This is a genomic window from Amycolatopsis nivea, from assembly GCF_004522235.1.
GTDB classification, from domain to species: domain Bacteria; phylum Actinomycetota; class Actinomycetes; order Mycobacteriales; family Pseudonocardiaceae; genus Amycolatopsis; species Amycolatopsis nivea.
In genome coordinates, this window is record NZ_SDLT01000021.1 from 137,754 (window position 1) to 164,644 (window position 26,891).

At 70.5% G+C, this 26,891-nt stretch carries 25 protein-coding genes; 11 read left to right on the forward strand and 14 right to left on the reverse strand.

The window, feature by feature from the left end; genetic code table 11:
- Positions 1 to 100: 100 nt before the first annotated feature.
- Genes pgsA through EIZ44_RS24270 form a run of 5 tightly spaced genes read left to right on the forward strand, consistent with a single transcriptional unit; the run spans position 101 to position 3,817 of the window.
- Entirely contained in the window at positions 101 to 748 is a 648-nt protein-coding gene (pgsA, locus tag EIZ44_RS24250) for a phosphatidylinositol phosphate synthase (protein WP_037815631.1), read from the forward strand.
- Positions 745 to 1,647 (forward strand): phosphatidylinositol mannoside acyltransferase, encoded by a 903-nt coding sequence (locus tag EIZ44_RS24255; RefSeq protein ID WP_037815633.1) that lies wholly within the window; start codon positions 745 to 747, stop codon positions 1,645 to 1,647. The genes pgsA and EIZ44_RS24255 overlap by 4 nt, the downstream gene beginning before the upstream one ends.
- Before the next feature lie 17 nt (positions 1,648 to 1,664).
- Entirely contained in the window at positions 1,665 to 2,807 is a 1,143-nt protein-coding gene (locus tag EIZ44_RS24260) for a glycosyltransferase family 4 protein (protein ID WP_134731406.1), read from the forward strand.
- Complete coding sequence (locus EIZ44_RS24265; protein WP_043835892.1) at positions 2,804 to 3,289, forward strand: LemA family protein; 486 nt, start codon at positions 2,804 to 2,806, stop codon at positions 3,287 to 3,289. Before EIZ44_RS24260 ends, EIZ44_RS24265 begins: the two co-directional genes overlap by 4 nt.
- Before the next feature lie 15 nt (positions 3,290 to 3,304).
- Positions 3,305 to 3,817 (forward strand): XdhC family protein, encoded by a 513-nt coding sequence (locus tag EIZ44_RS24270; RefSeq protein WP_205673286.1) that lies wholly within the window; start codon positions 3,305 to 3,307, stop codon positions 3,815 to 3,817.
- Positions 3,818 to 3,983: 166 nt separating this feature from the next.
- Here EIZ44_RS24270 and EIZ44_RS24275 read toward each other — a convergent pair whose 3' ends face one another.
- Positions 3,984 to 6,095, reverse strand: a complete 2,112-nt coding sequence (locus tag EIZ44_RS24275) for an elongation factor G-like protein EF-G2 (RefSeq protein WP_037815636.1) — start codon at positions 6,093 to 6,095, stop codon at positions 3,984 to 3,986.
- A 444-nt stretch (positions 6,096 to 6,539) separates the two neighbouring features.
- Here EIZ44_RS24275 and EIZ44_RS24280 point away from each other — a divergent pair, with 444 nt between their 5' ends.
- Positions 6,540 to 8,132 (forward strand): M4 family metallopeptidase, encoded by a 1,593-nt coding sequence (locus EIZ44_RS24280; protein WP_134731365.1) that lies wholly within the window; start codon positions 6,540 to 6,542, stop codon positions 8,130 to 8,132.
- Positions 8,133 to 8,268: 136 nt separating this feature from the next.
- On the opposite strand, the gene EIZ44_RS24285 is transcribed toward EIZ44_RS24280, so the two are convergent.
- Positions 8,269 to 8,589, reverse strand: coding sequence for an AzlD domain-containing protein (locus tag EIZ44_RS24285; protein WP_134731367.1), 321 nt, complete (start codon positions 8,587 to 8,589; stop codon positions 8,269 to 8,271).
- Complete coding sequence (locus tag EIZ44_RS24290) at positions 8,589 to 9,284, reverse strand: AzlC family ABC transporter permease (protein ID WP_037815640.1); 696 nt, start codon at positions 9,282 to 9,284, stop codon at positions 8,589 to 8,591. The genes EIZ44_RS24285 and EIZ44_RS24290 overlap by 1 nt, the downstream gene beginning before the upstream one ends.
- A 70-nt stretch (positions 9,285 to 9,354) precedes the next feature.
- Here EIZ44_RS24290 and EIZ44_RS24295 point away from each other — a divergent pair, with 70 nt between their 5' ends.
- Both EIZ44_RS24295 and EIZ44_RS24300 read left to right on the forward strand, forming a co-directional pair.
- Entirely contained in the window at positions 9,355 to 9,918 is a 564-nt protein-coding gene (locus EIZ44_RS24295) for a helix-turn-helix domain-containing protein (protein ID WP_134731369.1), read from the forward strand.
- 466 nt (positions 9,919 to 10,384) lie between these two features.
- On the forward strand, positions 10,385 to 10,861 hold the full coding sequence (locus tag EIZ44_RS24300; RefSeq protein ID WP_037811256.1) for a cupin domain-containing protein: 477 nt from the start codon (positions 10,385 to 10,387) through the stop codon (positions 10,859 to 10,861).
- 2 nt (positions 10,862 to 10,863) lie between these two features.
- On the opposite strand, the gene EIZ44_RS24305 is transcribed toward EIZ44_RS24300, so the two are convergent.
- A complete protein-coding gene (locus tag EIZ44_RS24305; protein WP_134731371.1) occupies positions 10,864 to 12,105 on the reverse strand; it encodes a flavin-dependent oxidoreductase in 1,242 nt (413 codons plus the stop codon).
- 118 nt (positions 12,106 to 12,223) lie between these two features.
- A complete protein-coding gene (locus EIZ44_RS24310) occupies positions 12,224 to 12,421 on the reverse strand; it encodes a hypothetical protein (protein ID WP_134731373.1) in 198 nt (65 codons plus the stop codon).
- A 1-nt stretch (position 12,422) separates the two neighbouring features.
- On the opposite strand from EIZ44_RS24310, the gene EIZ44_RS24315 reads away from it, so the two are divergent.
- Entirely contained in the window at positions 12,423 to 12,920 is a 498-nt protein-coding gene (locus EIZ44_RS24315; RefSeq protein ID WP_134731375.1) for a hypothetical protein, read from the forward strand.
- A gap of 195 nt (positions 12,921 to 13,115) precedes the next feature.
- On the opposite strand, the gene EIZ44_RS24320 is transcribed toward EIZ44_RS24315, so the two are convergent.
- Both EIZ44_RS24320 and EIZ44_RS24325 read right to left on the reverse strand, forming a co-directional pair.
- Positions 13,116 to 13,547 carry an Hsp20/alpha crystallin family protein gene (locus EIZ44_RS24320; RefSeq protein WP_037811573.1) on the reverse strand — a complete coding sequence of 144 codons (432 nt, stop codon included), beginning with the start codon at positions 13,545 to 13,547 and terminating at the stop codon, positions 13,116 to 13,118.
- 265 nt (positions 13,548 to 13,812) lie between these two features.
- On the reverse strand, positions 13,813 to 14,079 hold the full coding sequence (locus tag EIZ44_RS24325; RefSeq protein WP_134731377.1) for a hypothetical protein: 267 nt from the start codon (positions 14,077 to 14,079) through the stop codon (positions 13,813 to 13,815).
- 163 nt (positions 14,080 to 14,242) lie between these two features.
- Here EIZ44_RS24325 and EIZ44_RS24330 point away from each other — a divergent pair, with 163 nt between their 5' ends.
- Positions 14,243 to 15,133 (forward strand): aminoglycoside phosphotransferase family protein, encoded by an 891-nt coding sequence (locus EIZ44_RS24330; protein ID WP_134731379.1) that lies wholly within the window; start codon positions 14,243 to 14,245, stop codon positions 15,131 to 15,133.
- A 463-nt stretch (positions 15,134 to 15,596) separates the two neighbouring features.
- On the opposite strand, the gene EIZ44_RS24335 is transcribed toward EIZ44_RS24330, so the two are convergent.
- From EIZ44_RS24335 to EIZ44_RS24365, 7 genes are all read right to left on the reverse strand, one after another.
- Complete coding sequence (locus EIZ44_RS24335; RefSeq protein ID WP_240691392.1) at positions 15,597 to 17,564, reverse strand: glycoside hydrolase family 31 protein; 1,968 nt, start codon at positions 17,562 to 17,564, stop codon at positions 15,597 to 15,599.
- 193 nt (positions 17,565 to 17,757) lie between these two features.
- Positions 17,758 to 18,534 carry a DeoR/GlpR family DNA-binding transcription regulator gene (locus EIZ44_RS24340; protein WP_134731380.1) on the reverse strand — a complete coding sequence of 259 codons (777 nt, stop codon included), beginning with the start codon at positions 18,532 to 18,534 and terminating at the stop codon, positions 17,758 to 17,760.
- Between the two features lie 75 nt (positions 18,535 to 18,609).
- Positions 18,610 to 20,490, reverse strand: coding sequence for a DUF5107 domain-containing protein (locus tag EIZ44_RS24345; protein ID WP_134731382.1), 1,881 nt, complete (start codon positions 20,488 to 20,490; stop codon positions 18,610 to 18,612).
- Positions 20,487 to 21,554, reverse strand: coding sequence for an ABC transporter ATP-binding protein (locus EIZ44_RS24350; RefSeq protein ID WP_134731384.1), 1,068 nt, complete (start codon positions 21,552 to 21,554; stop codon positions 20,487 to 20,489). The genes EIZ44_RS24345 and EIZ44_RS24350 overlap by 4 nt, the downstream gene beginning before the upstream one ends.
- A gap of 7 nt (positions 21,555 to 21,561) precedes the next feature.
- Positions 21,562 to 22,491: a carbohydrate ABC transporter permease gene (locus tag EIZ44_RS24355; protein WP_037811268.1), complete on the reverse strand. Its 930-nt coding sequence runs from the start codon at positions 22,489 to 22,491 to the stop codon at positions 21,562 to 21,564.
- Positions 22,492 to 22,501: 10 nt separating this feature from the next.
- Positions 22,502 to 23,449: a carbohydrate ABC transporter permease gene (locus EIZ44_RS24360; protein WP_037811270.1), complete on the reverse strand. Its 948-nt coding sequence runs from the start codon at positions 23,447 to 23,449 to the stop codon at positions 22,502 to 22,504.
- Positions 23,449 to 24,843, reverse strand: coding sequence for an ABC transporter substrate-binding protein (locus tag EIZ44_RS24365; protein WP_134731386.1), 1,395 nt, complete (start codon positions 24,841 to 24,843; stop codon positions 23,449 to 23,451). The genes EIZ44_RS24360 and EIZ44_RS24365 overlap by 1 nt, the downstream gene beginning before the upstream one ends.
- Before the next feature lie 252 nt (positions 24,844 to 25,095).
- Here EIZ44_RS24365 and EIZ44_RS24370 point away from each other — a divergent pair, with 252 nt between their 5' ends.
- Positions 25,096 to 26,838, forward strand: a complete 1,743-nt coding sequence (locus EIZ44_RS24370) for an RICIN domain-containing protein (RefSeq protein ID WP_134731388.1) — start codon at positions 25,096 to 25,098, stop codon at positions 26,836 to 26,838.
- Positions 26,839 to 26,891: the final 53 nt, after the last annotated feature.

Consider the following 26,891-nt stretch of genomic DNA (forward strand, 5'->3'; position numbering starts at 1 on the left):
CGTTCCGGCGGGTCGCGGGCGGGCGGGTCCGGTTCGGACAGCGGGGTCGATAGGCTTTCGTCGCCCACCCGCCCCCGAATCAGGTGCACAGACGAGGAAGATGCTCAACATTTTCGCCCGTGCCTCGGTCTCCCGTGTGACGGACCCGATCGGCGCCGCCCTGGTCCGCGCCGGACTGACCCCGAACGCGATGACCGTGCTCGGCACCGCGGGCGCCGTCGCGTGCGCGCTGGCGTTCTTCCCGCAGGGGATGCTGCTGTGGGGCACGTTCACCGTGTGGGGCTTCGCCATGCTCGACCTGCTCGACGGCGCGATGGCCCGCGCCCGCGGGTACGGCACGCCCTTCGGCGCGGTGCTCGACGCGACGTGCGACCGGCTGGTCGACGGCGCGCTGTTCGCCGCGATCGCGTGGTGGTGCTTCGTCCAGGACCACAACAACCGGGCCGCGGCTGCCGCGCTGATCTGCCTCGTGCTGGCCCAGGTCATTTCCTACGTGAAGGCGCGCGCCGAAGCGTCCGGCCTCGAAGCCGACGGCGGGCTGGTGGAACGCGCGGAGCGGCTCATCATCGCCCTCGTCGGCACCGGGCTGCACGGCTTGGGCGTGCCTTACACCGTCGAGATCACGCTGTGGCTGCTCGCGGTGCTGTCGGTGGTCACGCTGCTGCAGCGGGCCGCGGCGGTGGCGAGCGCGGCGCGGGCGGCCGCGGCGAAACAGGCCGACTCATCGGCAGGCGGGGCGCAACCGTGAGCACACTGTCCCAGCGGCTCAGCGAGTTCGGCTACGCGACGGGCTGGCGGTTCGTCCGGCGGGTGCCGAAGTCGTTCGGGTCGGCGACCTTCGCCTTCGGCGCCGACATGGCCGCGCGGCGCGGCGGCGGGGGAGTGCGGCAGCTGCGCGCCAACCTCGCGCGCGTCGTGCCGCAGGCGGGCGAAGCGGAGCTGGACGAGCTGGTGCGGCGCGCGATGCGGTCGTACGCGCGGTACTGGTTCGAGACGTTCCGGCTCCCGGCGATGGACCACGCGGCGGTCGCGAAGCAGGTGACGGTGACCGGCGCGGAGAACATCGACGCCGCGCTCGCCGAGGGCAACGGCGCGGTGATGACGCTGCCGCACAGCGGGAACTGGGACATCGCCGGAGTCTGGCTCGCGAGCTACGCGGGCACCTTCACCACGGTCGCGGAACGGCTCAAGCCCGAATCGCTGTACCGCCGGTTCGTGTCGTTCCGGGAGTCGCTCGGCTTCGAGATCGTGCCGCTGACCGGCGACAGCGCGGCGATGCGGCTGCTGCTGCGGCGGCTGCGCGAGAACAAGGTGGTGGTCCTGCTGGGGGACCGGGACCTGACGTCGTCCGGGATCCCGGTACGGTTTTTCGGCGAGCAGACGCACCTGCCGCCCGGCCCGGCGCGGCTCGCCGCCACCACCGGTGCCGCGCTGCTGCCGACCGGCTGCTGGTTCACCGAGGACGGCTGGGAGATCCGGATCCACCCGCGCATCCGCGTCACCGCGCGGGCCGAGGTGCCCGCCGCGACGCAGGCGCTGGCCGACGTGTTCGCCGGCGACATCGCCGCGCATCCGGCCGACTGGCACATGCTGCAGCCGTTCTGGCCCGCCGACGCGGCGGCGACGGCGCTGGAAGAAGCGAGCTGACCCGGGTGGCGCGCGGGTTGAAGATCGGGATCGTGTGCCCGTACTCGTTCGACGTTCCGGGCGGGGTCCAGGGGCACGTGATCGACCTGGCGAAGGCGCTGCTCGAACGCGGGCACCGGGTGTCGGTGCTGGCCCCGGCGGACGAGGACGCGCAGCTGCCGGATTTCGTGCACCCGGCGGGCAAAGCGCTGGGGATCCCGTACAACGGCTCGGTCGCGCGGCTGCAGTTCGGGCCGGTTTCCTACGCCCGGGTGCGGCGCTGGATCCGGGACAACGGCTTCGACGTGCTGCACCTGCACGAACCGGCCGCGCCGAGCCTGTCGCTGCTGGCGCTGAAGGTCGCGGACGGGCCGATCGTGGCCACCTTCCACACCGCGACGACGCGCTCGCGGACGCTGGCGGCGTTCCAGCCGGTGCTGCGTCCGCTGCTGGAGAAGATCACCGCGCGGATCGCGGTGTCGGCGCTGGCCCGGCGGGTGCAGGTGGAGCACGCGGGCGGCGACGCGGTCGAGATCCCGAACGGCGTGGACGTCGAGTTCTTTTCCCGGGCGCTGCCGCTGGACGGCTACCCGCGCGCGGGCGGGACGATCGGGTTCGTCGGCCGGTTCACCGAACCGCGCAAGGGCATGGACGTGCTGCTGGAGGCCGCGCGGCGGTTGCTCCCGGAGTTCGAGGACCTGCGGCTGCTCGTGGTCGGCCGCGGCGAGCCGGACCAGCTGCGGCGGATGGCCGGGCCGCAGCTGTGGCCGCACATCGAACTGCTGGGCCAGGTCGACGACGAGACGAAGGCGCGTGCGCTGCGCAGCGTGGACGTCTACTGCGCGCCCAACACCGGCGGCGAGAGCTTCGGGATGATCCTCACCGAGGCGATGGCGGCGGGAACCGCGGTGCTGGCGAGCGGCCTCGATTCGTTCCGCCGCGTCCTCGACGACGGTCGCGCCGGCATGCTCACCACGACCGGCGACCCGGCCTCCCTGGCCGACGGCCTGCGCGAACTCCTGGGCGACCCGGCGCACCGCGCGTCGCTCGCCGCCGCGGCGGGCGAGCGGGTGACCGCGTACGACTGGGGGGTCGTGGTCACGCAGGTGCTGCGGGTGTACGAGACGGCCATCGCGGCGGACCCCCGGCTGGTCGCGGCGGGGGAGCGGGAGCTCGCGTGACGGTGCTGGTGTGGCTGCTCGTGGCGGCGGCCGCGATCGTGGTGCTCGGCGGGCTGTTCCTGGTCGCGACCGCGAACCGGCTCGACCGCCTGCACGTCCGGACCGACGCGGGCTGGGCCGCTCTGGAAGCCGCTCTCGCGCGCCGAGCCGTGGTGGCCCGAGCCGTCGCCGCAGTCCTGCACGACGGTGCTGAACTGCACGCTGCAGCCGCTCGCGCCGAAGCTGCCGCGCGGCCGGACCGCGAGGCCGCGGAGAACGAACTGACGCTGGTCCTGGCCCCGATCGACCGGTCCCGGCTGCCGGTCGTGCTCGCCGAGGAACTGACCGACGCCGAACACCGGGTCGTCATCGCGCGCCGCGTGCACAACGACGCCGTGCGGGACACGCTGGCGCTGCGGCGGCGCCGGAAGGTGCGGTACTTCAAGCTCGCCGGGACCGCGCCGCTGCCGGAGTACTTCGAATTCGCCGAGCCGGACCTCTGAGGCAGACTGAGGCGCATGACGACCGAACCCGATGCCTGCGCCGTCGCACACGGCGAGGTCGAAGAACCGCCCGCCGAACGGACCCTGGTGGCTGTGTTCGCCTCGCCGGTGGCCCGGTACCTGCTGCGCTACGCGGCCGATCTGGGCTACCACGCCGTGCTGTTCGAGCCGGACGAGGCGCGGGCCAGCGATGCCCCGGAAGGCGTCGAAGTCCGCACCACCGCGCCGTCTCCGGGAGCGGACGCGGACGTCGTCGTGACCGACCACCACCGCCCGGAACTCGGGACGGTCCTGCAAGCCGCACTGGCGACGCCGACGCGGTGGGTGGGCGTGCTGGGCAACCCGCGGCATCCGGGACCGCACGTGGAAGCCCTGCGCGCGCTGGGCGTGGCGGAACCGGACATCGCGCGGGTCCACCGGCCGGTCGGGCTGAACATCGGCTCGCGCACCCCGGCGGAAATCGCGATCGCGACACTGGCCGGGTTGGTGGCGGACCGCAACGGGCGGCCGGGCGGGTTCGAGTTCTGACCCGCGAGCGGCGATGCGCCCCAATGCGGCATTGGGTGCGTCCCACGCACCCAATGTGGCATTCGGTGCGTCACATGCACCCAATGTGGCATTGGGGCGCTTGCCTTGCGGCAGGTCGTGAGCGGCGGTGCCGGTTCTAACCGGCATCAACACGCACGAGACGCGCTCAGGTCGGCACCGCCGCCCCCTGCGGCATCGGCTCGAAGCGGGCGTGCCGGCGAGTGAACGTCGCCGTTCCCGAGGTCAGCGAGCGCAGATCCACCGCGTACCGCAGCAGTTCCGCCGCGGGCACCTCGGCGTGCACGACGGTGTGCCCGCCCTCGCCGGATTCCGTGCCCAGCACGCGGCCGCGGCGGGAGGACAGGTCGCCCAGCACCGTGCCCAGGTGTTCGTCCGGCAGGCTCACCTCGACCGTGTCCAGCGGTTCCAGCAGCGAGATCCGGCTGGCCGCCGCCGCTTCCCGCAGGGCGAGCGCGCCTGCGGTCTGGAACGCCGCGTCCGACGAGTCGACGCTGTGCGCCTTCCCGTCGGTCAGCGTCACGCGCACGTCCACCACCGGATAGCCGTCCTGGACGCCGCGTTGCAGCTGTGCGCGCACGCCCTTCTCGACGCTCGGGATGAACTGGTGCGGCACCGCGCCGCCGACCACCTTGTCCACGAACTCGAATCCGCCGCCGCGCGGCAGCGGCTCGACCTCGATGTCGCACACCGCGAACTGCCCGTGCCCGCCGGACTGCTTCACGTGCCGTCCGTGGCCTCGCGCCGGTTTCGCGAACGTGGCGCGCAGGCTGATCCGCACCGGCTCGGTGCCGACGTCCGCGCCGCCCGCGCGCAGCCGCGACAGGACCACCTCCGCGTGCGCCTCGCCCATGCACCACAGCACGAGCTGCCCGGTTTCCGCGTTCCGTTCCAGGCGCAGGGTCGGATCGCCCGCGACGAGCCGGGAAAGGTTGCGGGACAACGTGTCCTCGTCGCTGCGGGACTTCGCGACGACGGCGACCGGCAGCAGCGGTTCGGGCATCCGCCACGGTTTGATCAGCAGCGGATCGTCCGGCGACGACACCGTGTCGCCGGTTTCGGCGGACCCCACTTTGGTGAGCGCGCACAGATCGCCCGCGACGCAGAACGGCACCTCGCGCAGGTTCGCGCCGAGCGGCGAGTAGAGGTGGGCGACGCGTTCGTCGGCGTCGTGGTCCTCGTGGCCGCGTTCGGCGAGGCCGTGGCCGGAGACGTGCACCGGGTGCTCCGGCCGCAGCGTCCCGGAAAACACCCGGACGAGCGAAACCCGTCCCACGTACGAGTCGACCGCGGTGCGCACGACCTCGGCGGCGAGCGGCCCGTCCGGATCGGCGGACAGCGCGGCGTGCTCGGCGCCGTCGGGGCTGGTCACGCCGGGCGGGGTGTGCTCCAGCGGCGAGGGGAAGGCGCGCACGATGCCGTCGAGCACCTCGGCGAGCCCGATCCCGCTGGTCGCGCACACCGGGATGACCGGGTGGAACGAACCTCGCGCGACGGCCGTCTCGAGGTCGGCGATCAGCACGTCCTCGGCGATCTCCTCGCCGCCGAGGTAGCGGTCCATGAGGGTCTCGTCCTCGCTCTCGGCGATGATGCCCTCGATCAGCTCGTTGCGGGCTTCGGCGAACTCCTCGGCCACGGCCGGGTCCGGCTCGCCCACGCGCGGCGGGTAGCCGGCGGAATAGTCGTAGCGGCGCTGGGTGACGAGCCCGACCAGGCCGTCCGGCGCCGGAAGGTACAGCGGCAGCACGCCCGCGCCGAAGGCGGCTTGGCAGGCGGCGATCTCGGCGAGCGGGTCGGCGCGGTGGTGGTCGAGCCGGGACACGACGACGGCGCGCGGCATCCCCACCGACGCGCATTCCTCCCACACCGCGACGGTGGCGGCGTCCACGCCCTCGGCGGCGCAGACGACGAACAGCGCGGCGTCCGCGGCGCGCAGCCCGGCGCGCAGCTCGCCCACGAAATCGGCGTACCCCGGGGTGTCGATGAGGTTGATTTTGTGCCCGGCGTGCAGCACCGGGGCGACGGAAAGCCCGACCGAGCGCTGCTGGCGCACCGCGGCGGGGTCGTGGTCGCACACCGTGGTGCCCTCGACGACCGAACCGGCGCGCGGCACCGTGCCGGACGCGGCGAGCAGTGCCTCGGTGAGCGTGGTCTTCCCGGAACCGGAAGGCCCGACGAGGACGACGTTGCGCACCTTGGCGGGGTCGTCCACAGCGACGGCGGCCCCGGGGTCGGCACTCCTGTTCTGCTTGTCGGCCATGACGGCCTCCTCAGCGACGGCGGATGGAAGAACTGTGTCTCCGATCACACACCCGCGACCCGCCGGGAAGCAAGGCGAACGGCCCGGGACCAGCCGTTCGCTGACCGCGGGATGCGGGCGCGCCGGACCAGCCGAGTCCACTGTGGACAGCGGAAATCCCACTGTCTACAAAGGATTCACCGGCGCATTGCCGCCGGATTCATCCGGAACGCCGGACTGCTGCCGGGGTGGGCGAGTGGCGATTCTTGGGCGGAACGCGGAATTCCCGGAAAGCGGGATCCGGAAATCGGGATCCATGCGCCGAAGTTGATAAATTAACGACCTTCGTCGGTTGTCCGGAGTGGGAAAAAACCCGACTCTTGGCGGGGTTCGATCCCATTCCACTTCCGAATCCGGCCCCCACCCCCGGGCCTGATCCGGCCTGTCCGGAGGAGAACACCGCCGATGAAATCGCGCCGACCGCTCGTGCTGCTCGCAGCCGGGGTGCTGGCCGGGGCCGTCACCACGGCCACCGCAGCACACGCGCAACCGCTCGAACCGCAGAGTCCGCAGGCCGCCGAAGCCATGGCGGCCACCGCCGCGCAGGCGCTGGTCGCCTCCCGGCCCGCCGCCCTGCACGCCGGCAAGGACGACGTTTTCCAGCAGCACAAGGTGATCTCGTCGGTCAACGGCCTGAAATACGTGCCGTACGACCGCTCGTACAAGGGTCTCCCGGTGATCGGCGGCGACTTCGTCGTGGCCACGAACTCGGCCGGAAAGGTGCTCGCCACCTCGGTCGCGCAGACCGCCGCGATCGACCTGCCCAGCACGTCGCCGAAACTGACCGCCAAGCAGGCCGAAGCGATCGCCCGCACCCAAGTGCCCACAGTGGACAGCGTGCAGCCGGCGACGCTCGCCACTTATGCCTTGGGCAGCCCGAAACTCGCCTGGACGACCCGGGTGACCGGGCGGAACGCGGAAGGGCTGAGCAAGCTGGACGTCGTCGTCGACGCGATGACCGGAAAGGTCCTGCACACGCAGGAACACGTGGCGTACGGCGACGCGCAGGGCGTGTGGAACGGCCCGGAGCCGCTGCACCTCGACACGTCCTCGGACGGCGCGGGCGGATACTCGATGACCGACCCGAACATCGCGAACCTCAGCTGCCAGGACGCGGACACCCAGCAGACCTTCACCAAGTCGACGGACAGCTGGGGCAACGGCGACGAGACCGACCGGGAAACCGGCTGCGCCGACGCGCTGTACGGCATCCAGCAGGAGAACAAGATGCTGTCGCAATGGCTGGGCCGCAACAGCTTCGACGGCAACGGCGGCGCCTGGCCGATCCGCGTCGGCCTCAACGAGCAGAACGCCTACTACGACGGCACCCAGGTCCAGGTCGGGAACAACACCGCGGGCCAGTGGATCGGCTCGCTCGACGTGATCGGGCACGAGTTCGGCCACGGCATCGACGACCACACCCCGGGCAGCATGTCCGGCAGCGGCACCCAGGAATTCGTCGCGGACGTCTTCGGCGCCTCGTCGGAGTGGTTCGCGAACGAGCCCGCGCCGTACGCGGTCCCGGACTTCCTCGTCGGCAACCAGGTGAACCTCGTCGGCAGCGGGCCGATCCGCAACATGTACGACCCGTCCCAGCTCGGCCACGCGAACTGCTACGACAGCTCGATTCCCGGCACCGAGGTGCACGCCGCGGCCGGCCCCGGCAACCACTGGTTCTACCTCCTCGCCGAGGGGTCGAACCCGACCAACGGCCAGCCGACGAGCCCGACCTGCAACAACTCCACGGTCACCGGGCTCGGCGTGAAGACCGCGGTGCAGATCTTCTACAACGCGATGCTGCTCAAGACCAGCGGCAGTTCCTACCAGAGCTACCGCACCTGGACGCTGACCGCGGCGAAGAACCTGTTCCCCAACGGCTGCACCGAATTCAACTCGGTGAAGGCTGCGTGGGACGCGGTGAGCGTGTCCGCCCAGCCGGACGAACCGACGTGCGGCGCGGTCGGCGCGACCGGTTCGCGGGCCGTTTCCGCTCGATGAACCGAAACTGATTTCCCCGCCGATCAGGCGCGGGAGACGAGCATTCGTCTCCCGCGCCTGATCGGTATTTTCCCGCCGGGTGATCGAGCGCGGAAAATTCCGCCGGGAATTCGCTGCGCAATTGTTCCGGGAACGGTTACGGCACCCCGGCGAGCCGGAGCAGCGCCGCCGTCGCCGCCGCCGCGATCACGACCGCCACGAACGGGGCCTTCCGCCACGCGAGCACCCCGCCCACCAGCACCCCGGCGGGCCGGGCGATTCCGGCGAATTCGGGCCCCTCGGTCAGTGCGCTGGTCGCGACCAGCGCGGCGAGCAGCACCACCGCCGACAGCGTCATCAGGCGTTCGGCCCTCGGGGACAATCGCACTTTCGTGCGCAGCAGCGGCCCGGCGAGCCGGAACGCGAACGTCCCGGCCGCCAGCACGAGCGTCGCGATGATCAGTTCCGCGCCGTCCATCAGTGCGCTCCTTCCAGGGACTTCGGCTCCTTCGCGGCGGCGCCCGCGACGACTCCGACCAGCGCCAGCAGCACCGGCAGGCCCGCCGGGAGCAGGGGAGTGGCCGCGAGTGCGACCACCACGCCGATCAGCACCGGCAGCCGCGACGCCCGGTCTTTCAGCGACGGCAGCACGAGCGCCAGCAGCACCGCCGGGAAGGCGGCGTCCAGGCCGAACGCGTCGGTGTCGCTGATCGCGGACCCGGCGAACGCGCCCACCACGACGCCGAGGTTCCAGCACACGAAGAGCCCGGCGCCGCACGCCCAGTACGCTGCCCGCCGCCGGGCCGCGTCGCGCTGGGCCAGCGCGAACGCCACCGATTCGTCGATCATCAGGTGGCTTCCGGCCAGTCGTCCGAGCAGCCCGCGCCCGAGCGCGTCGCCGACCGCGAAGCCGAACGGCACGTGCCGCGCGTTCACCAGCAGCCCGGCGGCCACCGCGGCGAGCGGATTGCCGCCCGAGGCGACGATGCCGACGAACATGAACTGCGACGCGCCGGCGAAAACCAGCAGGGAGAGCAGCATCGGCGCCCACAGCGGGAAGCCGGAGCCCACCGCGATGGCGCCGTAGGACACGCCTACGAGGGTGTCGGCCAGGCACACGAGACCGATGTCGCGGGCGAGGCCGCGGTCGAGTGTTCGCCAAATCGAACGCATAGTGGCCTATACTGAACACGTCGGGGCATGTTCGTCAAGGCGAACGAGAAGACTGATGGAGCGAACACACATGCCGAACGAGAGCACGGGCGCGCCGCTGGAGATCATCGCGGCGTCCCTGCGCCGCGAGCGGGCCCGCGCCGGCCTCTCGCTGACCGAGGTCGCGCGCCGGGCCGGCCTGGCGAAATCCACGTTGTCCCAGCTGGAATCGGGCGCGGGCAACCCGAGCGTGGAGACGCTGTGGGCGCTCGGCGTCGCGCTGGACGTGCCGTTCTCCCGGCTGGTCGAACCGGAGAGGCAGGAGGTGAAGGTGATCCGCGCGGGCAAGGGCCCGACGGTGTTCGCCGAACACGCCGACTACGCGTGCACGCTGCTGTCCGCGTGCCCGTCCGCGGCTCGCCGGGACATCTACCTGGTCAGCGCCGAGCCCGGCGTCCCGCGGCGATCGGACCCGCACATGCGCGGCGTGGTCGAGCACACCGTCCTGTGCGCCGGCCGCGCGCGGATCGGCATCATGGACGACCCGGTGGAGCTGCTGCCGGGCGACTACATCTGCTATCCGGGGGACGTGCCGCACATCTTCGAGGCACTGGAGCCGGGGACGTTCGGGGTGGAGATCTCCGAGTACAACTGAGCGCCCGCGCAGCTCAGGTTCAAAGCCGTAAGGGGAACCCTGACGGAATCAGATTCCCCCAGGGTCCCCCTCACGTACCGCGGCGGGCACCCGCGCGAAGGCGACGAGATCGCGGCCCCATTGCCAAAGCGCGAGCCGTCCGATGCTGCGGGACTCGGCCGTATCGAGTCCTTCGAGGCCGCGCGACCAACGCGGTCGTCTACAGCGAATGCGCGCGGATCCGCGTTTACCCGGGCGAACTCACTGGGGTCGAATGCCGCTTCACGAACCCGGTTTTCCCCGGGACGACGCTGTCGGTCCACGCGGGCCGGACGCTTCCCGATGCCGTCGCCTTCGAGGTGCGCACGACGGACGGGACACCGGTTCTCGCGGACGGCGTTCTCGCGTTCTCGTGAATGGCACCTGTACACCGGCGTCCGGATAGCGCAGAGTCCCTGTCGGACGAAACCATCGGCCAGGAGGTGTGATGACCGGCGAGGAAATCGTGCTAGGTCCCCTGCCCAAGGGGATCACGCCCGCCCGCGAGGGCATGCGGAACAAAGTGTGGAACGTGCTCGGCCACACCTACTCGATGAAGGCGGCCAGCGAGTCGAGCTTCGCGTTCGAGACCCTCGATCCGCCCGGCACCGGGGTGCCGCCGCACGTCCATCCGACGCAGGACGAGCACATCTACATCCTGGAGGGCGTCTTCACGCTCTACCTCGACGGCCAGTGGGAGACCGCCGGCCCCGGCGACACCGTGCGGATGCCGAAGGGGCTCCCGCACGCCTATTACAACCGCAGCGAGGGCATGACCCGGGGGCTGTTCTGGGTGAGCCCGGCCGGGAAGCTCGCGACGCTGTTCGACAAGCTGCACAACCTGACCGACCCGGCCGAGGTGGTCCGGGTGTCGGCGCTGCACGACGTCGACTTCCTGCCGCCCGGTTCGGTGGAGGGCGCCTGACCTCAGGCGCGGTTCACCTGCTGCTGGGACGCCCCGGAAACCTGCGCGTAGCCGCTGACGATCGCGTCGAGCGTCGCCGCGTCGATGACGTCCTCGAGACGGTCGAAGCCGTCCGGCGCGCGCCGCTCGACCTCGTCGATGACGTTTTCCGGGCCGCCCCGGCGGTTGCGCAGCACGATCTCGCCGGTGGCGGCCAGCCGGTCGGCTTCGTACGCGCGCAGCGCCTCGGCGGGATCGGCGTGCCGCGTCAGCTGCGCGGCGAGACTGGACGCGTCGAGAATCGCCTGGCCGGCGCCGTTGGAGCCCATCGGGTACATCGGATGGGCGGCGTCGCCGAGCAGCGTCACGCGTCCGTGCGACCAGGCGGGCAGCGGGTCCCGGTCGCACATCGGGAACTCGAAGATCTCCTCGGTGGCCTCGGCCAGCGCGGCGTGGTCGACCTCCGGGCACCGGAACCGCCCGACGTGCCGGGCCAGCTCCGCGCGGTCGCCGGGCTTGGCCCAGTCCTGCCGGTCCGGGGGCGGGTCGCCGGGCCGCCCGGTCTGAACGCAAACCGCCCAGTTGGTGAGCCGGGTGCCCGCGCTCCGGCCCGGCCCGATCGGATAGATCACCAGCTTGGCCGCGGTGCCGCCGGAGACGATCATCGAATCGCCGCCGCCGAACGCGGGCCAGTCGGTGGCGCCGCGCCACATCAAGACCCCGTTCCAGCGCGGCGGTCCTTCCTCGGGGAACAGGAGTGACCGCGCGGCCGAGTGAATCCCGTCGGCCGCCACCAGGACATCCCCGGCCACGGTCACCTCTTCGCCGCTTTCCCGCTCAGCGAAACGCACCCGCACGCCCTGCGCGTCCTGCTCGAACCCAGTCAGCCGATGCCCGGTCCGCACCGCCTCCGGACCGAGGCGGGTCTGGACCGCTTGCAGCAGCATGTTCCGCAGCCTGCCGCGGTGCAGGCAGTACTGGGGGAGCGTGAACCCGGCGTCGAGCCCGCACGGCTTGCGCAGGATCACCTGCCCGAGCCGATGGGTGTAGAACAGCTCGCGGGTGCGGATCCCGATCTCGTCCAGCTGACCGAGCAGCCCGAGCGCGGCGAGCTCCTTGACCGCGTGCGGCAAGGCATTGATCCCGACCCCGAGCTCGGCGACGCGGGTGCTCTGTTCGTACACCGCGCATTCGATGCCTTCGCGGTGCAGCCGCAGGGCAGCGGTCAGCCCGCCGATGCCCGCGCCGGCGATGACGACCTTCACGTGCGGCCTCCCGTCCTCGACTGCCCAGGGTGGCGGAGAGCGGGGTGGCGCGCTACCGCCGACCGGAGGTGGGACGGATTCGGTCTGGTGTGGACAGCTTTCGTAACGGTCGATCGGGTCATTGCGACTTGTGTGCTGCGATCGAGAAGAAAGCCTTCGGTGCGGCCGCGTCGTAATGCTGATCGACCGGGAGTTCCTTGATGCGAACAAGTTCGTGGTTGCTGCTCTGCTGCGCGGTGGCGACCGCAGCGGCGCTTTCCGCTGGCTGCTCCGGGAATGGCGATGCCGCGGTGGCGAGCGCACCGCCAACGGTCACCGTGACCGTTACTACGGAGGCGTCGTCCGCCGCGCCGTCCACGCCCGAGGCGACACAGTCCGCCGGGTCGACCGGCCCGCGGGGCAATCCGGTGAAGAAGGTCGGCGAGGTCGTGCACTTCTCGCGTTCTTCGGCTGTCGCGCCGACGGATCCGTCGTTCACCGTCACCAAGATCGCGAAGCAGCGGTCGAAGTACGGCTCCGAACAGGTCATGGCGGTGATGGTGCACGTGGAGACCAGCACCGACTCCGAACTGAACAGCGACCTGAGCCTGGCGCTGGGTCCGGTCGTCTACGTCACGGATCCGGACAGCGGCGAGAGCAAATCGCCGCACGGGGCGATGCAACTGGGGGAGATGCCGGGGACGTTCGGCCGAGACAAGAAGTACGACTTCGGGTTCGAGTACAAGCTCGCGGACGTGTACGACCACGGATGGCTGACGATCAACAGCAATGGCGGGCCGGGTTCGGGGATCGACATCCAGTACGACCTCCGTTGAGTATTGCCGCTTTCCTCAACGAGATCCCGGCAATCACCGATCGAAGCGATTCAGCCGAAGGGCCCCGGCCCGGCGGCGACGTCGCGATTGGACAGTCCTCGTCCGAGCAGGAGCAGCACGGCGCCGGTGCGGGGCGGGAAACCTCGGAGAGTTCGTGGCCCCGCCCGCCGCGGGGCGGGGCCGGTATCGAGACAGTCAGGCGCGGATCTGCTTGGCTCCGCCGCTGCCGCCGATGGCGATCTTGCGCGGCTTGGCCTGTTCGGCGATCGGCACCCGCAGGGTGAGCACGCCCGCGTCGTAGTCGGCTTTGATGCTGTCGGTGTCGAGGGTGTCGCCGAGGAACAGCTGGCGGGAGAACACCCCGCGCGGGCGCTCGGAGACCTGGACCTCCGCGTCCTCGCCGTAGTCGGGCCTGCGTTCGGCCTTGACGGTCAGCACGTTGCGCTCGACGTCCAGGTCGATCGACTCCGGCGCGACGCCGGGCAGGTCGAACTGCACGACGTAGTCGTTGCCGGACCGGTAGGCGTCCATCGGCATCACCGCCGGACGGGTGGCGGTGCCGTTGCCGCCGAAGAACTGCTGGGTCAGCCGATCGAGCTCCCGGAACGGGTCAGTTCGCATCAACATGACCATGCGCCTCCCTTTCTCCTTCCCACGTGCCCGCCGCCGGGGCGGGCGTTCGCTTGTCGGGGCTGTCGCGGAGATCCGGCCCCGCCGGACGCAAGCGGCGGGGCCGGAACCAGTTCGGGTGAAAAGCAACCGTGCTGTGCTGTGCTGCGGCGGGGCGGTCGCGGGACCACGTCACGAGACGCGATGCCGGGGCTGTGCGAGCCTCTTCGGCCGGGCGTCGTGGCAGACCTTCCCCGTCTCCGGTATCACCTCCCCAGAGATTTCACGACTGTCGGGTGTGGTGCCTGCGGTTTGCCGGAGGAGAACGCTCCCGGTGCTCTGGCGGCCAAGCCCGCCACACGCTCGCCGGAACCCGCGCCTCGGCTGGGTTTCCGGTGCTGCGCGGGGGAAAGTCGTTGGGGTGCAACGGCGGGAGCACGGCGGCGGTCACGATCGACTCGAACTCGGCGCGCAACCAGCCCGGATCGGCGCAGATCAGCTCGACGAATTCGCGGGCAGTCGCGCCCTGGCGGCTGATGGTGTCCGGCATCGTCGACCACTCCCCGGCTACGTAGTTTCGGCACCCAGGTCAGCTATCGCGTATATCCATTTCTATAGCGCGCACTGCAGATCATGTCAAGCCGGAAGTTGAGCCAATCTTGACCGCGGCCGGGCAGGCTGCGTCGGCCGCCGTCTCGGTACTGTCCCTTCCCATGCCCACCACCGAGATCACCGCAGACCTGGTCCGCGACCTGCTCCGGGACCAGCATCCGGACCTGGCCGGTCTGCCGATCCGCGAGGTGGCGGGCGGCTGGGGCAACCAGATGTGGCGGCTCGGGGACGAACTCGCCGTCCGCATGCAGCGGATGGACCCCACCCCGCAGCTTCAGCTCAAGGAACGCCGGTGGCTGCCGGTGCTGGCCCCACGTCTGCCGCTCCCGGTGCCGGCGCCCGTGCGGTTCGGCGAACCGTCCGAGCGTTTCCCCAAGCACTGGACCGTGATGACGTGGGTCCCCGGCGAACCGCTCGACCACGGCACGATCAGCCGCGGCGTCCACGCGGCCGACACGCTGGCGGATTTCCTTCGGGCGCTCCACGTCGAAGCCCCCGCCGACGCGCCGATCGCCGCGGATCGCGGTGCCCATCCCCGGGATTGCACGGGCGGCTTCGAGGAATTCATCGAGGCAGTCGCCCTCGGCAGCCTCGCGGACGACGTCCGGGCAGTCTGGGACGACGCCGTCGCGGCCCGCGCGTGGGAGGGTCCGCCGGTGTGGGTGCACGGCGACCTGCATCCGGCGAATGTCGTTGTCTCGGAAGGAACCCTCTCGGGCATCGTGGATTTCGGCGACCTGTTCGCCGGTGATCCGGCGTGGGATCTCGCCGCCGCCTGGGTGCTGCTGCCCGCGGGCACGGCCGCGCGGTTCTTCGAGAGCTACGCGCGGGCGGACGAGGCGGCGATCCGGCGTGCCCGCGGGCTGGCCGCGATGAAGAGCCTCTTCCTCATCCTCATGGGACAGAACGGGGACCAGGGCCTGCCCGGCGGGAAACCGCACTGGGGACCTGCGGGCCGGGCGGCGCTGGAGCGGGTCTTGCAGGGGCTTTGACGGTCAGTCCCACCACAGCGCGACGGCCAGCTCACGGCGGGCAGCTTCCGCATAGAAATCGCGCCGAATGCTGCCCCGCTAGGTCGCCGGTTACCGTCCGCGCGAGCGAGCCCAGCTCGGCCTCGATCTGCTCCAGGGACGACGGCACGACGGCGCGGACCGACTCCGGGTGATGCCGTGCAACGCTGCGACGTGCCGTGGCTCCAGCGCGGTCACCGGATGTCCGTCGATCGAGTAGAGCACATCTCGGTAGGCCGGATTGACTTCTTCGTAGCCGTCGAACCCGCGTCGCAGCAGCGCGAGGGTCTAGTCGTCGACTCCGGTCAGTTCCCGCCGTGACCCAGCAGTTCGCCCAGCGTTTCCGCCGACTGCCGACGGGCGGCAAGGTGCGCGGCGGAAATGCGGGCGAGCTGCTGGGTCACGGCCATGCGCCCGGACGCCGCGAGGACGCCCGGTCGGCGACTTACAGCTTCGTCGCGAGCTCCGTCCAGCCGGGAGCGCCGATCCGGACGAACATCGGCGTCGTGTCCAGCGGCGCCGCGTAATCGTGCAGGGTCCGGCCGCCGATTTCGACTCGCTTGGTGTGCGGGTCGAACCAGAGTCCTGAAGGCAGCGCGATGTCGCGGGAGGCGCCCGAGGTGATCATCGGGGCCGCCAGCAGGGCGGGGCCGAGCATCCACTCGTCGTCGACGGTGTCGAAGCGGTGGTCGGCGGGGAAATCGAAGTACACCGGCCGCATGATCGGCGTGCCGTCCGCGACCGCTTGCTGTACCTGGGTTTTCAGGTAGCCCGCCAGTTTTGCGTGGGTGCGGACCGCGTCGGCGTACAGTTTCGCGGTGTCGGCCGGGTAGGCGACCGGCTTGCCGGTGGTGGTGTCGACCGTCGTCACCGGGGACGTCGACGCGTACATCAGCGGCATCAGCGACGCGGCCTGCGCCCAGCGCACGAGCACCTCGCGCGACGGCGGCGGCATGCTGTTCGAGCCGCCGATCATGTCCGTCTCGACGAACGGGTAGCCGTTGGCCGAGATCGCCGACGCCCGGCGCAGCGAGGTGCGCAGGCCGTCCCACGTGGTGTCCGCGTCGACCGCCCGGATCACGAAGCCGTAGCGCTGGTTGCCCCAGTGCGTGCGGATGCCCGCGCCCTGCTGGTCGAACGCGTCGGTCATGTCCGCGCCGAGCTTCTGGTAGTCCTGCGGGGTCAGGTTCCCGGTGGCGGCGCAGCGGTCGTCGAAGAAGCGGGTGTCGAACTTGAAGCCGTCGACGCCGTAGTCGGCCATCAGCTTGCGCAGGTTGCCGGTGTACCACTCGCGGGCCTGCGGATTGCCGAGGTCGATGATGCCTGCGGTGCCGTTCCACCAGGTCACCGTGCACGGCTGGGCCGGATTTCCCTTGGCGCGCACCAGATAGCCGTGGTCGCGGGCGTAGGCGTAGTTCGCCGAGTCGAGGTTGATCCAGAACGTGGTCCACAGGCCGAACTTCTGGCCCATCGCGTGGATCCCGTCGGCCAGTTTCTTCGGGTCCGGGAACGTCTTCGGGTCGAAGGTCAGGTTGCCGTAGTTGGATTCCCATTTGTCGTCGAGCTGCACGGTGTGCCCGGCGACGCCCGCCGCTTTCAGATCGCGTGCCCACGAAAGCACTTTGTCCTGGTCGATGTCGCGGTAGTACTGCGCCCAGGAATTCCACAGTGGACTCGCGTACTCGGCGTCGGTCGCGTCGCTCTTGGCCGGCTTGCCGACCTCGCCGACGTAGTCGTCGTACACCGCTCGGCGGTTCGACTCCACGAACACCGTGCTCGAGTACTCCGCGGAGTTCGTCACGGTCAGGTCGGCGCGCCCGCCTGTCATCGCGACCTTCATCGGCTGCGCGGTGCGAACGAAGAGCCCGACCGATTTCGACGTGAAGAAGTAGGGTTCCTGCATCATGTAGCTGGCGGGGGAGAACTCTGGCTCGTCCACCGTTCCGGCGGAAAGCGGATACGGCTGGGCTTTCCCTTCGCTGGTTTCGCCGCCGCCGTACCAGTAGCCGGACGTCGTGAGGTCGAAGTGGGTCGCGCGCTGTCCGGCGGCGAGGCCGTCGACTGTCCACTTCAGATCGAACCGGTCCTGGTGCGGGGTGATCCGCAGGGTCACCGGGCGGCCCGCGGTGCTGTCGGCGGTGGCGACGACGGTCGCGCCGTCTCGCGAGATCGACCGCACGCGCGTCGCCACGCCGCCGTCGAAGGTGAACGCGTCGGACGCGGTGCGCAGCAATTGTTCGCCGCCGCGCGTAAGACTCAGGCCCAGGTGGGCGGTGTCGATGCGCAGCTGGTAGCCGGGGGAGTCGGGGCCGCGCGGCACGGAGATCGAGGTGAGCGGTTGCGCCACGGCAGGAGTCGCGACGGAGCCGGTGAGGATGAGCCCGGCCGCCGCGTACGCGAGTCGTCGAGGCACTGGAGCCTCCTATTCTGCGTGAATATGCTCAAGGTGACGCTCGAACTTGCAGTAGTAAGCACATCGCGCCGCGGCTTTGTCAAGGCCCGGTGAGCGGGAACGCGGCGCGGAAAGGGGGTGTCCTGAATGGACCCGGGCACGACCGAGCCGCCGTCCGCGGGAGCAGCGGCGGACGGCGGGCCGGAGCCGGGTTTCAGGCGATCTGGACCGGGATTCCGGCGGCCTTGAGCTCGGCGGTGACGTCGGGATCGGCGTCGCTGTCGGTCACGACTTCGTGGATGTCGGTGATGTCGCAGATGCGGGCGAAGGCGCGGCGGCCGAGTTTCGAGCTGTCCGCCACCGCCACCACGCGGGCGGCGTTGTTGACCATGAGCCGGTTGATGTCCGCCTCGCCCTCGTGGCAGGCGAACGCGCCCGCGGCCGGGTGCAACGCGTCCACGCCGAGGAACAGCAGGTCCAGGCTGAGCTGGCTGAGCACCAGGGTCGCCAGCGGGCCGCTCAGTTCGAAGGACTGCGGGCGGGCGACCCCTCCGGTGACGACGATCTTCATGTTCGGCCGCACCGCGAGCTCGTGGGCGATGTTGAGCGCGTTGGTCACGATGGTGAGGCCGGGGGCGTCGGCGAGGTCCGCGCGCATGGCCAGCGCCCGCGCCACGCCCGCGGTCGTGGTGCCGCCGTTGAGGCCGACCACCATGCCGTTGGACACCAGTGCCGCGGCCGCGGCACTGATCCGCTGTTTTTCCGGGGCGTGGCGGGCGGTTTTGTACCGCAGCGGCAGGTCGTAGGCGAGGTCGTTCGCGACGGCCCCGCCGTGGGTGCGGGTGAGCAGCTGCTGTTCGGCGAGATGGTCCAGGTCGCGGCGGATCGTGGCGGCGGAGACGTTCAGCTCCGCGGCCACCTCTTCGACGTCGAGTTTCTCCCGCTTCGCCAAGAGGTCCAACAGTGTGCTCAACCGTTCATGCCGAGCCATCGGCTTGTGCTCCCTTCGACCCATTCCCTGCGCGCCCGCCGCCGCGCCATTGTTCACCCATCTGGCCGGTCGCGCTCATCCGGCCCCACCACCGGTTTTCATCCGGAAATCGTATTCGGCGGGCAGCGGGCCAGCGGAGATCGCGTGCCACACATCGCTCAGCGACGTCTCTCCCTCGCGGATCCCGGGCACCGTGAAGCCGCGTTCGTAGACCTCGCGCGCCCCTTCGCGATCGCCGAGCGCGAGCGAGGTTCGCGCCCGCAGCAACGCGAACCGGCCCTCGGGCGGCCACGGTTCGAGCATTTCCCGTGCGGCGCCGGGATCTCCGGCGGCGAGCTGCGCGGTGACGGCTTCCACGGCGAGCGGAGCCAGTTTCGGCAGCAGGTCCAATGCCTGCCGGTAGTACTCTGCGGCGCGCGCCGGATCTTCCTGGGCGACGGCGAGGTTGCGCGATGCCCAGCCGTTCGGCTCTGCCTCCAGCGACCGGTGCCACGCGGCCTTCGCGCCGTCGCGGTCGCCTGCCGCCCAGCGCGCGATTCCCCGGTGGTACCAGGTGAGCCAGCCCTCGTCGGGCACCGCCTCCAGCAGTTCGGCCCAGTGGCGGTTGACCAGGGTGTCCGGCGGTTCGGCGGCGGGGTCGGCCCGGGGCGCCACGCCGTCGAGCAAATCCAGCCACGGCTGCTGGGCCGCGCCGAGACTGTCCTCGGGAAACGGCGTGCCGGGCAGTTCCGTCAGCATCCGGCGGGTTTCCAGCGCGCCCCAGCCGGATCCGGTCGCCAGGATTTCTCCGGGCGCGGCATCTGCGACCGCGCGCCATTCGCGCCAGCGCCGGTCCAATTCCTCCGCGACGGGCAGTTCGGCGGCGACCGAGGCGAGCGCGGCGGGCCAGTCCGGTCCGTGCGCGATCTCCGGGTCGGCCGCGACCGGGCCGTAGCTTTCCAGCCAGTCCCACGAGGCGCCCGCGGGCAGCCGCAGGTGTTCGAGCTGCGTCCGCGCCAGCCCGGCCTGGATTTCGAGGTAGCCCTCCATGCCCGGGGCGAGCCATTCCTGCCACCGCCGCCCGCCCGCGGATTCGCCCCACACGAAGAGCTTCCGCCCGCGCAGCCGCGCCGTGGACGCCTGCCCGAGCCCGTATCCGGCTGCGTCGACGGCGGCGATCCACGGCGGACCGTCGACTTCGAAGAAGTAGTCGGCCGCCGTCTGTGCCCGGGCGGGATAGGTGAGTTCGTCCGCGACGTCGACGAGTTCCAGCCGCCCGGAGTAGCCGTAGTGCCAGGCTCGCGCGGCCGGGGCCAGCACGCGGGTCCCGGCCGTCTGCGTCACCGCGGTGTTGGACCACCAGTACACCGGCACGTCGTGGGCGTGCGGGTTGCGGATCCGCACGCCCACGAACAGCTGCCGCGACCCGTCGGGAAGCCAGAAATCCAGCTGATACGGCAGGTCGCGGGTGCGTTCCCACTCCCAGAGCCGCAGCACCGGTTCGCCGCCGGGGCCGGGTGCTTCGGCGGCGAACATCGGCGCGCAGGTCAGCGTGGTGTGCCCGGTGCTGCCGAGGTTCCACTCGACGCCGCCGGCGAACCACGCGTCGCGCAGCGCCAGGTTCGCCGGCTGGAACACCGGGTTGCGGTACACCAGGTCCCGGCCGGTTTCCTTGTCCAGCAGCGAATGCAGCCGCCCGCCGAGCCCGGGCAGGACGGTGGCGCGCAGCCGCTCGTTCTCCAGCACGAGCGCGGGCAGCCGCTGTTCCGTCCGGTCGCGGCCGTACCCGTCCTGCATCCGGCACGGCAGCACCGTGTCCAGCCTGCCGTAGGAAAGGTTCGCCGCCAGGTCCGCGGGCAGTTCGTCCACGTTGGACACCGAAGCCGCGGGTTCGGTCCGCAGCAGCGGCGGCAGCGGGTTCTCCGGGCCGAGTTCGGCCGCCGGGAGCACGAGTTCGGTGCGGCTGATCGTGCTCATGCGTCCGGCAGCCGTTCGCCGGTGGCGGCGTCGAACAAGTGCGCCGCGCCGGTCCGCGGGGCCAGTGAGATTTTTTCGCCGCGCTTCCACGGTGCCATGCCCGGAGTACGGACGGTCAGCACCCGGTCCCCGGTCCGGCAGTAGAGGTACTGGTCGCTGCCGAGTTCCTCGACCACTTCGACGACCGCGCGGTATCCGGCGCCGCCGATGTCCCAGCCTTCCGGGCGCACGCCGACGACGATCCCCGGCCCGGTCAGCGCGGACCGCTGGGCGGGGGTGAGCGGGAGCGTGCCGTCGCCCGCCGCCGCGCCGGAACCGTCCACTGTGGTCTCGATGAGGTTCATCGCGGGGGAGCCGATGAAGCCCGCGACGAACACGTTGCGCGGCCGCTCGAACAGCCCGACCGGGGAATCGCATTGCTGCAGCACGCCGTCGCGCAGCACGGCCACCCGGTCGCCCATGGTCATCGCCTCGATCTGGTCGTGCGTGACGTACAGCGTGGTGGTGCCGAGCCGCCGTTGCAGCGAGGCGATCTGCGTGCGGGTCTGCACCCGCAGCTTGGCGTCCAGATTGGACAGCGGCTCGTCCATCAGGAACACGCTCGGCTCCCGCACGATCGCCCGGCCCATCGCCACCCGCTGCCGTTGCCCGCCGGACAGCTTCGCCGGGCGGCGGTCGAGGTATTCGGTCAGGTCCAGGGTGGTCGCGGCTTCGCGGACGCGGCGGTCCCGTTCGTCCTTCGGCATGCGCGCGAGCTTGAGGTGGAAACCGATGTTCTCCGCGACGGTCATGTGCGGGTAGAGCGCGTAGTTCTGGAACACCATCGCGATGTCCCGTTCCTTCGGCGGGAGTTCGGTGACGTCCTTGTCGCCGATGCGGATCGAGCCCTCGTCCACGCCCTCCAGCCCGGCGAGCATCCGCAGGGTGGTCGATTTGCCGCAGCCGGACGGGCCGACCAGCACGAGGAATTCGCCGTCGGCGACCTCGAGGTCGAGCCCGTCCACTGCGGGGCGTTCGACCCCGGCGTAGTAGCGGGTGGTGTCGGTGAAGCTCACGGTGGCCATCGAAGTCCTACTTTCCGGCGCCGAGGGTCAGGCCGGTGATGATCCGGCGGGCGAGCACGACGTAGAGCAGCAGCATCGGGAGCACGACGATCGCCACCCCGGCGATCAGCCCGCCGTACTCGGACTGGTAGCTCGCCGCGCCGTAGAAGGTGAACAGCGCGCGCGAGAGCGTGAAGTGGGCCTGGTCCTTGAGGAACACGATCGCCAGCAGGGTTTCGTTCCACAGCCCGATCGCGTTGAGCGTCAGCGCGGTGACCACGCCGCCGCGGGCCAGCGGCAGCACCACCGACACGAACACCCGCACCGGCGAGGCGCCGTCGAGCACCGCCGCCTCTTCGATTTCGTCGGGCAGCGACCGGAAGAACCCGGTCAGCAGGAACACCGTGAACGGGATCGACAGGGCGACGTAGAGCACGAACAGCCCGTATTGGTTGTCCAGGTGGATCTCGCTGAACGCGACGAAAAGCGGGATGATCACGGTCTGGAACGGCACCCCCATGCCGATCGCGACGCCGTTGGTCAGCACGCCCGAACCGCGCACCCCGAGCCGGGTGAGCGCGTATGCGCACGGGGCGGAGACCGCGACCGTGGCGATCGTCGCCAGCCCGACGAGGACCACTGTGGACAGTACGGCGTCGCCGAATCCGGCGTTGTTCCAGGCGTAGACGAAATTCCGGAACGGCTTGCCGACGTGAAACCATTGGTACGGCAGGGCGAACGGCTTGGTGAAGATCTCCACCGGGGTCTTGAACGACGCGGTGATCAGCCAGTACAGCACCAGCAGGTTGCCCGCGGTGAACAGCCACACGAGCACGGAGCCGAGCAGCCGCAGCGGGCTGAGCCTGCGGCTGCCGGGAGCCGGGCGGGGACGGCGCGGCGGGGTGCGCCGGGGCTTGCCCGGGGCGGAGCCGCGCGGCGGTGCTTCCGTGACGGTCACAGGGTCTCCTTCAGAACTGGATGGCGTCACGGCGCATCAACCGGCGCAGGAGGACGACGAGGATCGAGACGAGCGCGATCATCGCGACCGCGCAGGCGCAGGCCGCGCCGAAGTCCGGCGTGCCGTTCGAGCCGAAGGTCCGGTCGAACACGTAGATGCCGAGCGTCCACGCCCGGTTCGGCGGCGCGTAGGTGCCCGGCCCGGCGAGCACGAAGACGAGTTCGAAGATCTTGAGCGCGTTGATCGTCCACAGCACCCCGGCCACGCCCACCACGTCCCAGGTGAGCGGGAGCGTGATGGAGCGGAACTTCTGCCAGGGCGAGGCCCCGCCCAGGTCCGCGTCCTCGTAGAGGTACGGCGGGATCTGGTCGACCGCGGCCATCAGGATGGTGATGTAGAAGCCGGAACTGGCCCAGATCAGCGACGCGGTCACGACGCCGGTCACGTTCTCCGGCGCGAGGAACTTCGCCGCGTCCGCGCCGAGGTGCTCCAGCACGTAGTTGGCGAGCCCCTGTTTGCCCGGCTGGTACTTGAACACGAAGCCGAGGAACATGCCGAGCGCGACCGGGGCGACGATGTTCGGGAAGAACAGGATCGCCCGCACGATCTTCCCGCCGCGCATGTCCCGCAGCACCATGGTGAACAGGAACGCGAGCAGGAAAGTGCCGATGCCGCCGAGGAAGACGTAGATCAGCGTGTTGCCGAAGGCGTAGCGGAACGCGTCGCTCTGCCACATCCGCACGTAGTTCCCGACGCCCTGAGGCCGCGGCGTGTCGCCCGCGCCGGACCAGCTGGTGAAGCTGAGCACCACGGTCGCGATCGTCGGCAGCACCAGGAACGCGAGGTAGAGCGCCAGCGCGGGGGCGGCGAACGGCCAGAACAGCTTGCGTTTGCGGCTCAGGTGCGGCCCGAGCGCGGGCCGCCGCCCGGCCCGGGCCGCCTCCGTGACAGTCGCCATCAGTGCTGGTTCTTCCAGAAGGCGGCGGACTTCTGCGCGAGCTGCGCCACGAACGCCTCCGGGGTCAGCTGTCCCTTGAGCAGCGCGGTGTCGGCGGGGTCGAACACGTCGGTCTGCCATTTGCCGCCGGCGATCGCGTCGATGCCGTCGTACTGCAGCACGTGCTCCTTCTTCTGGTCGTCCATCACGGTCTTGACCGGCTTCAGGTCGTCCGGCACCGCGAGGTCGGGCCGGGGCACCAGGTTGTCGGCCACCGCGGGGATGCCGGCGAGGTTGCCCTTGTTGAGGAAGTAGGCGATGAACGCCTTGGCCGCGTCGGCGTTCTTGGCCTTCTTGGGCACGGCGAAGCCGATCGACATCTGCTCCACGGTGTCGTGCGTGGCGCCGGGCGGCATCGGGAACTGGAACGAGCCGTAGTCGATCTTCGTGCCCGCGCCCTGTTTGTCCAGGTATTCGCGGGTTTCGCTGGGCGCCCAGGTGCCGACGTACAGGAACCGCGCGTCGCCGTCCGCCCAGCGCTGCTGGATCTGCGGGAACTTGGCCGCGTCCCAGCCGTCGATGAAGTACTTCGAGATCCGCGCGGTCTGCGCGGCGGCCTCGCGGAACCCGGGCACGTCGGTCCACGCGCGGCCGGTCGGGTCCTGCGCCGCCTTCGCCAGCCCGCCCGCGCCGACGTAGCGTTCGGCCAGCTGGGTGAAGTAGTACATGTTGTAGAACGGGATGTCGCCGTCCTGGCTGACCGCCGCCTTGCCGTCCGCCTTCGCCTTGTCGAACAGGCCGATCAGCTCGTCGACGGTCTTCGGGGCGGCGACGGCGCCCGCCGTCGCCTTGTCGTACCACCAGGCGCTGGACTGGATCTCGTACGGCACGAGGAAGCTGTGCCCCTCGTGGTCCTTGTTCTGCGGGAAGTCGTACGAGGTGGGGGAGAGGACGTCCTTGACCGTCTTGTCGCCTTCGCCGATCTTCATGCCGTACACGTCGTCGAGGCTCTGCGTGCCGCCCGGGGTCATGATCGCCGCGCCGACCTTGCTGACGTCCTGGTCGAACAGGTCGGGCACGGTGCCGGTGTTGAGCGCCGGGACCAGGTTCTGGGTGTAGGCCTTGCGGCCGAGCCACTGCACGTCGACCTTCACGCCGGTCTTGTCCTGGAAGCACTTCAGCGCTTTTTGCAGCACCTTGCCCTGCGGCTCGTCCGCGGTCCACATGGACCAGTACACGAGCTGCCCGCCGCCGGCCGGTTTCGCCGCCGGCTCCGGACAGGGCGAGGAAAGGAATTCGGCCGCGCCGGGGAGCGCGTTCTCCCCAGTGCCGCCGCCCGCCGCGTCGCCGCTGCCGCACCCGGCGAGCAGCAGCGTCGCCGCTAAGGTCGAGCCCACGAGCTTGTGAAACCGCATCAGCCACCACCTGATCGAGGTCGAAGACCACACACTCAGTGCGTGTTGCTGCGCATTTTTGGCGCTTACCAATCACTTGTCAACATTTTCCCTCAGGTTCGCGGTGGCATCGTGACCCGCGGGCGGAAACGGCCCGACCTGCTCGAAGCAGGTCGAATGGCGGGTTGACAGTGCACAATCGATCACTAAAGCTGTGTGAACTTGTTCGTTCTTGTCGGTTGTTGATGCCGATCGCCTGCGAGGAACCGAGCCATGCCACGCTTCCGCACATCGTTGACCGCCGGTGCGGTCCTGGCCCTCACCGCCGGGACCTGCACCGTGCCCTTGGCCGCGCACGCCGACCCCGGCTACTCCGTGTCGGTCGGGGCCGTCGCCGAATACCCGTACCCGACGGACACGCCGGCCGCCCCGTTCCTGGACCGGGACGGGACCTTCTATTTCCAGCAGTCCGCCGCCCTCTACGGCAAAGACGGCCCGCGGGTCTGGGACTTCTACACCGGCAAGGACTTCGACTCGGCCAAGCGCGACGCGAGCCTGAGCGACGCGGTGAACCCGGCCGAGCCGCGCGATCGCAACAACGACACCACCTGGCGGTGCAACACGAGCCCGACCGGACGCGAGGCGACCGACCCGCCCGCCGGGTCCAGCTACACCCAGAAGAACTTCTGCGATCTCGTCGGCACCTGGGTCGATCCGGATACCGGTGACTGGTACGGCTTGGTGCACAACGAGTTCACCCCCGAACCCTTCGGCGCCTATTCGTTCTCCCACTACGACGCGATCGACTGGGCGGTGTCGGCCGACCGGGGCCGCACCTGGCGGATCGGCGGGCACGCGATCACGTCGCCGTACTCGACGAAACGCGGCGACACGGCGGCGTTCCCGAACCAGACGTTCGACTACGGCGACGGCGATCCGCGGCTGTTCGCCGATCCGAAGTCCGGCTACTTCTACGTCTATTACGGTTCCCGCGTCGTGACGAAGGCCGGTCAGGGCGGCGGCGGGTTCAGCGGCCTCGCGCACGTGGCCCGCGCGCCGATGTCCGGGAAGATGGGCACCGGAACGTGGCAGAAGTGGTACGACGGCCGATGGGCGCAGCCTGGCGTCGGCGGCAAGGAAAGCAACCTCGTGCCCACGGACGTCGACCCTCTCGGCTACACGCCGCCGGAGAAGGACTACAACCCGGCGAACACCGGCACCGCCGCCCAGCAGGTAGCCGCCGGAACGCTGCCGCGGAAATCCGACCTGTTCGTCATGAACATCGCCTACGACGCGCACCTCGGGCTGTACATCGGCGAGCCGGAGGCGGTCGATTCGGTCGGACCGCAGCGGTTCTACGCGACCGAGGACCTGGCGAACCCGAAGTGGCGGCTGATCGGCGACACCGGTTCGTACCGGGACCAGTCGTGGTACCGCTGGTTCGTCGACTCGGGGAGCAAGACCACCGGGACGATCGTGGGCAAGACCTTCCGGTCGTACTGCTCGATCTCGTGCACGGACGGCCGCGACGGCGTCTACGCCGACGTGACCATCACGTCCGCCGCACCGGCCGCGTCCCTGGTCGACCCGGGCCGCGTCTACCGGATCGGCTCCGGTCGCGTGCTCGCCCAGTCGGGCCGCACCGGCACCACGTCCGTGCCCTCGTGGCTGGCCGGCGATGGAGCGAACTGGTGGTTCACCCCGGTCGGCGACGGTTCTTACCGCATCACCAACGCCGCGAGCGGTCTGGCACTGGGAGTTCCGGGCCGTGCCTGGGGGACCGCGCCGACCGTGAGCGCCGGTTCTGGCGTGGCCCAGCAATGGTTCCTGGTCCCGGCGAACGGCGGCACACGGCTGGTCAACCGCTCCAGCGGGCTGGTGCTGGCGCTTTCGGCCGAGCCGGGACGGCGGAGCGAGACCACGCCGGTGCGCGCTTGGACCGACCGCACCGGCAGCCTAGTCGGCGACGGCCGGACCGCGGGCGAGCAGATCCTGCAGCTGACGCCGCGCCGCTGACCTCATCCGCCTGTCCGTGAAGACATCCCTGGGTTTTGTTTGTCAAGCGGCTG